The organism is Endozoicomonas sp. Z74, assembly GCF_057680865.1.
In genome coordinates this window covers 34,913-43,321 of record NZ_JBLYZI010000001.1, presented here as the reverse complement: position 1 = coordinate 43,321, position 8,409 = coordinate 34,913, and the positions used below count along the sequence as shown (strand labels likewise).

Annotated in this window: 6 protein-coding genes; 4 read left to right on the top strand and 2 right to left on the bottom strand. The window is 54.2% G+C overall.

The features are described 5' to 3' along the window. Nucleotides 1-17: 17 nt before the first annotated feature. On the top strand, nt 18-4,394 hold the full coding sequence (locus ACNRUY_RS00195) for a hypothetical protein (protein ID WP_488109613.1): 4,377 nt from the start codon (nt 18-20) through the stop codon (nt 4,392-4,394). Here the strand turns inward: ACNRUY_RS00195 and ACNRUY_RS00190 are convergent, their stop codons facing one another. Both ACNRUY_RS00190 and ACNRUY_RS00185 read right to left on the bottom strand, forming a co-directional pair. Next, complete coding sequence (locus ACNRUY_RS00190) at nt 4,395-5,639, bottom strand: NAD(P)/FAD-dependent oxidoreductase (RefSeq protein WP_488109612.1); 1,245 nt, start codon at nt 5,637-5,639, stop codon at nt 4,395-4,397. Between the two features lie 71 nt (nt 5,640-5,710). After that, nucleotides 5,711-6,133 carry a thiol-disulfide oxidoreductase DCC family protein gene (locus ACNRUY_RS00185; RefSeq protein ID WP_488109611.1) on the bottom strand — a complete coding sequence of 141 codons (423 nt, stop codon included), beginning with the start codon at nt 6,131-6,133 and terminating at the stop codon, nt 5,711-5,713. A gap of 261 nt (nt 6,134-6,394) precedes the next feature. On the opposite strand from ACNRUY_RS00185, the gene ACNRUY_RS00180 reads away from it, so the two are divergent. The 3 genes from ACNRUY_RS00180 (at nt 6,395) to ACNRUY_RS00170 (ending at nt 8,402) form a co-directional block, all read left to right on the top strand. Next, on the top strand, nt 6,395-7,102 hold the full coding sequence (locus tag ACNRUY_RS00180) for an energy transducer TonB (RefSeq protein ID WP_488109610.1): 708 nt from the start codon (nt 6,395-6,397) through the stop codon (nt 7,100-7,102). A gap of 74 nt (nt 7,103-7,176) precedes the next feature. Then, entirely contained in the window at nt 7,177-7,977 is an 801-nt protein-coding gene (locus tag ACNRUY_RS00175) for a MotA/TolQ/ExbB proton channel family protein (protein ID WP_488109609.1), read from the top strand. Continuing rightward, on the top strand, nt 7,974-8,402 hold the full coding sequence (locus ACNRUY_RS00170; RefSeq protein ID WP_488109608.1) for an ExbD/TolR family protein: 429 nt from the start codon (nt 7,974-7,976) through the stop codon (nt 8,400-8,402). The genes ACNRUY_RS00175 and ACNRUY_RS00170 overlap by 4 nt, the downstream gene beginning before the upstream one ends. Nucleotides 8,403-8,409: the final 7 nt, after the last annotated feature.

Below are 8,409 nucleotides of genomic sequence, written 5' to 3'. Positions count from 1 at the left end.
AAAGCACCACCATTACTATGAGTTCAAAGCGCCCACAATCGCTGACCCAACGGAAGTCCACGATACCGTCGACGTACAGGAACTTTCAACGCCTGACACCCGGATTCAGTGCCACCCTTCTGCTATGGCTGGCGCTTTTCAGCCTCCAGGCTTCCGCCCTGGAGTGTACTCCCGGCCAGGATTTCGCCTGTGCCATAACCCCCAAGGGAGGCGACTGGAGAACAGGCCCTGGTAACCTCAGGGTCGACCAGGACTGGCTGCAACTGACGTCTGCCAGCCAATCCCAGAAAGGCTACACCTATATCAATAAGGCTTTCTCATCCTCGGAAGGGCTGTCCATTGAATTTGAGTTTTCCGCCAGCCAGGGGGGAGGCAGTATGCAGGGGCGCCCACCCGCTGACGGCTTCAGTGTTTTTCTGTTTGACGCCAGCAAGTCCTTCAGACTGGGTGAGTATGGAGGAGCACTCGGGTATAAAGGCTTAAATGGCGCATATGTAGGCATAGGCTTCGACAGCTTCGGGAATTTCAGCACTAATATTGGAGGTGGAGGCCGCAATCCCGGAGTCCAGCAAAACTCCATCGTTATTCGCGGGCCCACTCGAAGCTACCCTTACCTGGCCGGAAAAAAATTGAACTTCCCTCTGGCGAGCAGGGATCAAACCCGCTCCCCCCATAAAGCCAATATCAGCATAACCCCGGAACGCGGCACATACCGCATTACCGTCAAAATTGAGGGAGATGACTTTGAACTGAGTAAACTGATGCCCGGACAATACCGGATTCCCTCCCGGCTCAAACTGGGTTTTGCAGCCTCTACCGGGGGTAACTGGGCCCGGCACGAAATCCGGAATATCCGGGTGAATAAACCCGTTGATCTGTCCCTGGAAAAAAGCAACCTTGAGTTTGATATGGACGGCAAGGTTCGCTATACGCTCACCGCAAAAAACCATGGACGACAGAACAACGCCAATGGCGTGGCCATCAAACTGAATTACCCCAGTTTTTTCCAGCCGGATACAGATGCCATCCGCTGTCTGGCCACCACCTCCGGAAGCCAGTGCTCACTGGACGGCAATGGCTTACCAGTAATGAATCTTCGTGTCGGAGGCTCGGCTTCTTTCACCGTCACCGGTTCCGTAAAATCAGGTGCCCACAAAGGAGGCTCCCTCCATGCGGAGCTGGTGCCACCGCCAGGCTATATGAACAATAGCTTTGAACATATTGTGGACATTCCCGTCGGGATTCTCAGTGGCCAGGTATTTGAAGATAACCACCTGACCAACAGCTCGGGTCCGGGAATCAGTGGTGCATCGGTAGTTCTTGCACGACTGGAACAGGGGTTTAACCCCAACCGTCCGGAAATCGATAACTGGACACCAGCAATACTCACCCATACCAGTGCCAATGGAGAATACGCCTTCCCGGTACCGGTAGAAGCCAGTCAGTATCGTGTTGTCGCGCTCTCCCATACCCTGGCTAGAACCTCTGGTGCCTGGCCAGAACAAACCTGGGGGGGAAAATTCCGACGCTGTATCTCAGGGTCAGCGACCGGAAATACGATTCAGACAGACCGGTTACACACTGACCCAGGGTATTGCTTTGGTGGCAGAAACCCGGGCACCGATGATATCTCCAACGATATTGACGCTCTCTGGCTGACGTACCGAAACCATTGCTCCAACAGATTCTGCCCCATGCTGCCCCCTATTCCCCTGGGCAGTCATCAAATATGGAATGGGGAGCACACCCTTCAGTTGCCAGAAGATCGGATTCCTGCAACCCCCGAAGGCGTCGATGGACTCGACTTTGGCTTCAGCTACGATGTTGTGACCCACACGAACGACAGCGGCCAGGGAAGCCTTCGTCAGTTTATAGCCAATGCCAACCTTCGCCAGGGCAATGGCAAAATGCTGTTCATACCAGCCACCGTTCAGAACAACAGCCGTGGGTGGAACATTGAACTGCAATCCAGCCTGCCTGGCCTGAACCAGGCAGATATCACGATTGATGGCAAGGCGTGGAACCATCAACAGCCGGGACAAAGAGCCCTGCCTGACGACACAGCCAGATCTGGAGTAACGGCAGGCTCACAGCAACAGGTTCTCCCCCCCTTCCTGAAGCCGGATCTGCAGCTGGTGTCAGGCAACAGCAATGCTTCAGCAACGGTTTTTTCAATGAACAGTGCCAAGCAGGCTATTGTCAATCTGGCTCTGGTGGACTCTGCCACCAGCCCCCCCCAATACGGAATCAAAGCTTCATCTTCCTGTGTTCAGTGCCGTGTTGAAAACACCTTTATTGGCTTGAACTCCCAAGGTTCCAGGAGCGCTGGAAGAGGCTTCTATACAGCAATACATTCTGCACCTGGCAGTGAACTGAGCCTGGTTCATAACTGGGTTAAGGGCATCCGGGGAACGGCCCTGTTTTTTCAGGGCTCCGGTGTGATTGCCAATAACCTGCTTGAGGATAACGCCACTGAGGGAAAAAACAGTGACGCCATTACTCTGGAAGATGCCACACCGCAGACGACAGGCAGAACCGTCAGAGTGACCGGCAACCATATCAACGGCGCCAATGCTTACGCTCTGGAAGGCTGGCAGTTTATCAACCCTGATCACCTGATTGTCAGGAATAACACGTTATCCGGTGGTGGCCGTACAAGAAACTCATCAGCGGATGAAGGTGCCGGTTTACGTCTGCAGGCGCGGAGTACTTTCGCAGGTAAAGTCACTGCCTCAGAAAACCTGATTGCTCAAAACCGGGGGCCAGGTGTTGTTGTTTCCAACTACTCGGGCGCGGCTTCCGGTGAAACCGTCGCCAGAGGTAACCGCATCAGCCAGAACCGCTATGAAAACAACCAGGAGCTTCCCATTGACCTGGGTCGACACAACCAACCAAACGGAGACGGAGAAACCCCCAATACCGGTCATTACCAGGATCAATGGCCCAACAGAGGCATTGACCGCCCCATCATTACCAGCGCGCTTCTCGAAGGTAACCAGTTAATTCTGGAGGGCTATTCCATGCCAGGGGTTCAGCTGGAGTTTTACCGTCAGGATGGCAATAGCCTGCGTTTTCATCACACCTGGGTGGAAGGAAGCAGCGAGGATCTGTCCAGAGAGCAGGGGCAATATCAGGACCCTGTCAGCCAGCAAATCATCCAGCAGAACCGTTTCCAGTTCAAACAGGTTGTCACGTCCATCAGGGAAGGCACCAGGCTTGGCGCTATTGCCATCGACTCCAGCGACAATACCTCAGAATTCAGCCCGGCGATCACGGTTCAGCGTGCCGGAACCCTGGAAGCCAGACTATGGACAGATCTGAACAATGACGGGCAGCCGGGCAAGACCGAACCGCCCCTGAGCAATATCCAGGTTCAGCTGAGCCGGATCAATCCAGCTACAGGTCAACCCCTGGTAATCGGCAATCTGGCCACCGGCGCTGACGGCTCCGTTTTTTTCAGGACGTTACCCCCAGGCAGATACCGGGTTGAAGTGATTCCCGGCCAACCCGGGCTGGAAAACCTTACGGTGGGCAGCTCCATGAGAAACCCGCTGGAGCTGGAAATAAAAAACGGCGAGACGTCAACGGCACTGTTCGGGTTTGTGGAAGGAAAACCAACCCTGACGTTGACACCGGAACACCAGAAAACGACAGCAGCCGGTGTTTTTGTGAACCTGCCCCACAAGCTGCTCAGTTCAATGGCAGGAAAGGTTTCTGTTCAGGCTGACTGGCTGAATCAAATCCAACAGACTCTGACCTGGCCCATTCAGCTGCTCAAAACCCCCTGCAAGGATGACCATCATAGCCAGCAGGCTCTCCCCCTGTCACAACCCATACAACTGGAACCGGGCAAGCCGGAGTGCCTGGTGGCACGGTTTTTCGTTCCAGCCGATACCCCGGCAGGCTTCGCCGCAACGCTTGGGCTGACTGCCAGCTTCAGCGATGTCGGAACAAAAGCCGGTACAAAACCTGGCATTCAAGAGACAAAGCCCCTGACGGTCCAGATTAAAGACCGTATCGTCATCAGTGACATAAACAGTGGCCAACTGGTGCTGAACAAATGGGTGGAAAACCGGAGTAGAAACGAGAAGAAGTCACAATCCAACAAAGCCACCTCTGGGGAACGGCTTCGTTACACCATCACCTTCAGCAATGCCGGTTCCGGCCCCATCAAGGGACTGGAAATTGGCGATGAACTTCCCCCATGGACGCAACTGGCGGCACCGGCCCGCTGCCCTTCGTCATACCCTGAAAGCCTTGGGCAATGTCAGGTAACGGTGTTTGGTTCCTCAGCCAATCAGCCAGGCTACACCGGTAAAATCCGCTGGCAGTTTTCCGGGTCACTGCCTCCCGGAGAGAGCGGCACCGTCAGTTACGATATCCAGGTTCAATGATCAATCCACAAACCTTTCAGGAGCAAAAGGAGCCATATCCACCAGCGTCTTTTCCCGGGCCATCATCTCCGCCACCAGTCGCCCGGTGATGGCCCCCATACCAACACCGGCATGGCCGTGGCCAAAAGCGAACCACAAACCGGGATGCCGGGGGGCCTCACCAATGACAGGCAGGCCGTCCGGCATGGAAGGACGACTGCCAACCCATAGCTCCCCTACTGCTTCACCAAGCGGCAGTATCTCTCTGGCATTGGCCTGAGCCTGCACCAGTTGCTTTGGTGTGGGAGCCGCATCCCTGTGTGAAAACTCGACTCCCGTCGTCAGTCTTAAGCCTCGCTTCATGGGAGCCAGAACATAGCCTCCTTCTACATCATGAACAGGCCTGTTAAGAGTTATGGTCTCTGAAGATTTGAAGTGCTGGTGATAACCTCGCTCCCAGGCCATGGGAAAGTGATAACCCAGCTGACGACAGAGGTCATTACTCCAGGGCCCAAGAGCCAGTACCACTTTCTGGCTCACAACCGTTTGCTGGTCGGTGGTAATGGTAAAGTCACTTCCTTGATGAGCAAGCCCGAGAGCAGTAGCCTGAAAAAACCGTCCTCCTGACTCCCGAACTCCCCGGGCATAGCGCTTCACAACTTCAGCCGGGTCAGTGAAAGAGCCCGTGTCTCGAACCCAGACGCCCTGACGGAAGCCCGACTGAATGCCCGGTTCCAGGTCCGTCAGATCCGAAGCACACAGAACGTCATAACGAATTCCAAAGCGTGCATAGAACGCTCTCTCCCACTGACTGGCACGAAACGCTTTTTCCCCCCTGTAGAGTTTGATCCATCCTTTTTTCACAAGAAGATCTCCCGCCCCCAGTTGAATTAATCGTTGCTGATGTTCATCCAGGGCATACTGAAAAAGACGGTTCAGGGCGATGATCGACTGCTCAACATGAGATTGGCCACTGTGGCGTATCAGATACCAGAGCCAGCGCCAGTAACTGGGAAGGTGGCGGAGATAGACGTGAACATTAGGGTGGCGCTTAAGCAGTGCATTGGGCAAATGGTGAAAAACATCGTTTAAGCCCAGGGGAAAAATAGAACCACGATTGATCAGCCCGGCATTACCAAAAGAGGTTCCCTCCCCTGCCTCCATGGGGTCGATCAGAGTCACCGAGTAGCCCCGTTCTACCAGGGAAAGAGCACAGCAAACACCGACCATCCCGGCCCCCAGAACCGCAACACTTTCTTTTTTCATGGATGCGCTCCACCGAAGGGTAAATCATGAACTTGTGCCAGGAAAACAATCAGGCGCAGTGAGAGTCAAATTTATCGTTCTGCCTGTTTACTACAACAGGTGGACTTCTTTCTGCATGATCTATAATGCCGTGACAAACTGTGCCGGTTCCTGGCAAATAGAGCATATACCCTGTCCGCCACCTTGGATACCAGGGGCCAGCGCAAGGGTGCAATCCAGGCGCCTCTCCCCACTGCTTCCCAGGCAGCCAGAGTCGCATCCACACCGGTCACCATGCGACCATCGCCGAGCCTGGCGTGCAAAAAGCGGTCCAGCGCTTCAGGATCCAGGCTCGGGTGTTGCTCTCTAAATGAAGGGTGACGTATATCTGCCAGTATCAGGTTGCCGTCGTGGTTGAGGTGGCTTAGATGATTGATCTCGGCCATACACAGAGGGCAATCACCGTCGTAAAACAGGGTAACCGGAAGAATGATCTCTGCTCTATTCAACCCCATAAATTCCCTCATGGCTGGCCAGCTATCTGTTACAGGAACTGCAGGTGGGACCGCTTCATACCAGCCTCACTGGTTGTCCGCTGCGTCTTACGAAAGCACCTATCCGATTTACGTCCAAAACAGGGAGCCAGATCAATGAAATCATTAACTAAAGCGGGCCCTTTAATTTAATACGAATTATTATCATTTAGGTTATTGAACCCATTTTGTTCTTCAAGTACTCTACGCCCACTGATAATTGCCTGTATTTCTGCGTGTGTCATGCCCAACAAAGCCCTTCTGACCCTGTTGATCTCCATCGCTGCCCATGTGGCGGCCGTGGTGGCGCTTGAGCGTCAGGAAACCGAACAGAAGGTCATCAGCGTAGGCTCGATTCAGGCGCCGGTTTCCCTGAGCTTCTCAACCGTGAGTCAACCGAAGCCGGAACCCGTCCAAGAGAAGGTCGTTGAGAAACCGGAACCCAAACCGGAGCCAAAGCCCGAGAAGAAGCCGGTTGAACAGGCCAAACCCGTTCTGAAAAAACGGGAAAAAAAGCCGGAACCGGAAAAACGCCGGGATGAGGTTAAGAACGAAGTGGTTAAGAAAGCCGAGCCTGAAGAAGAGCCCCGGAAAAAAACCGAAACCACTCCCGAACCGGCCCAGGAAAAATCCGTCACCCAGGTCAGCGAAATGCCCGGACTCAGTGACGACCCCGTTATGGTCGCCGAACCTGCCATTCGCAACTGGGTTGAACCGAAATACCCAAGACTGGCCAAAAGACGTAACCAGGAAGGGGTGGTGATGCTGGATGTCATTATTGATGAACAGGGCCAGCCCATGAAAATCAGCATCCTGACATCATCCGGCTACCCGGTTCTGGATAAAGCGGCCATAACCGCAGTAAAACGCTGGGAATTCAAACCGGAAACTCGCAATAACCGTCGGGTCAAGTCACGGGTACACATACCAGTCGCCTTTGACATCACCTGATGGTCATTACCGAAAATGGTTACCCTTTTCTATTCAAACCCACTGTTGTTTTTTAAAGATTGTAAGGTAGCGCCATGCTGACAGAACAACTCGCTTCCCTGGGCATCATGGCCTGGCCTTTATTAATCACCTCCTGCCTTGGCTTTGCCATGATTCTGGAGCGCCTGATCACCTACGCAATGCTGCCCACCATTAATCGCAAGAACCTCACCCAGCTGTTTAATGAGGTGCGTCAGTGCTGTGGGTGCCGCCGCTCTTCCGAAGAGAATAATCCACAGGAGCACAGCGCAGAGGAACTCAACCGTCTGGCGGTGAAAAAAAGCCAGGATGACCTTTGCAAAAACCTTTGTAACAGCAAGGGCATCCGCCAGGGCATCGCCGTGCTGCTGAGCCATAACACCTGTGAGAAAGAAGTCCGGGAAGAGATCGCCGGCCTCTGGCTTCTGAAACAGAAACGGGCCCTTCATGCCTGGCTGAAGCCCCTGATGCTCATTGGCGTACTCTCCCCCATGCTTGGGTTGCTGGGAACCGTTCTTGGCATGATCGATATGTTCCAGGACATTGCCGCTACAGCCGGTCCTGTCACTCCAGACATTCTGGCCGGAGGTCTATGGCAGGCCATGTTTACCACCGCTTTTGGGCTGATCATTGCCATCCCGGCCCTCGCCGCTGCCCACGGGTTTGGTGTCTGGGCCAACCATTATCTCTCCAGGCTGGAGTTCGCTCTCAATCACACCAACCTGCTGCTAGAAGGCCTGACCATGAACGACGATGGACTAGCAACAGGCGCGAATGAAATTAACCTGGTAAAAAAGTGCTCAAACAAAAGCACCCCTGCCCCCCGGGTGATTGATGCCGGAGCCGTGGCCGCATGATCCGTATTGATAACAACGATGAAACCAGTGCCTCACTGTCGATGGCCGATCTGACACCACTGCTGGATGTGGTGTTCATCGTCATGGTTTTTCTGTTGTTCACTGCCAACGTTCAGACGCTGAGCCTGCCGGTCAACCTTCCCCAGGCCACCCAGCAGGAAGCATCTCCGACCCGGGAGCCCAAAACCCTCACGGTCAGCATCCTTGAAACCGGCCAGCCCTGGGCCATCGAAGACCAGCGCTACCAGAACTGGAAGCCCTTTTCTTCCGCACTGCTGAGCCAGGTAAAAAAGGAACCGGGAACTACCGTCCTTATCGCCGGAGATAAGAACGCGCCCCTTGGCAGCCTGGTCAAATTAATGATGTTCCTCAGCCAGCATAACATTGAAGCGGCTCAGGTCCTTATGGAAGAGTCCACCCCGTGAAAGCCCC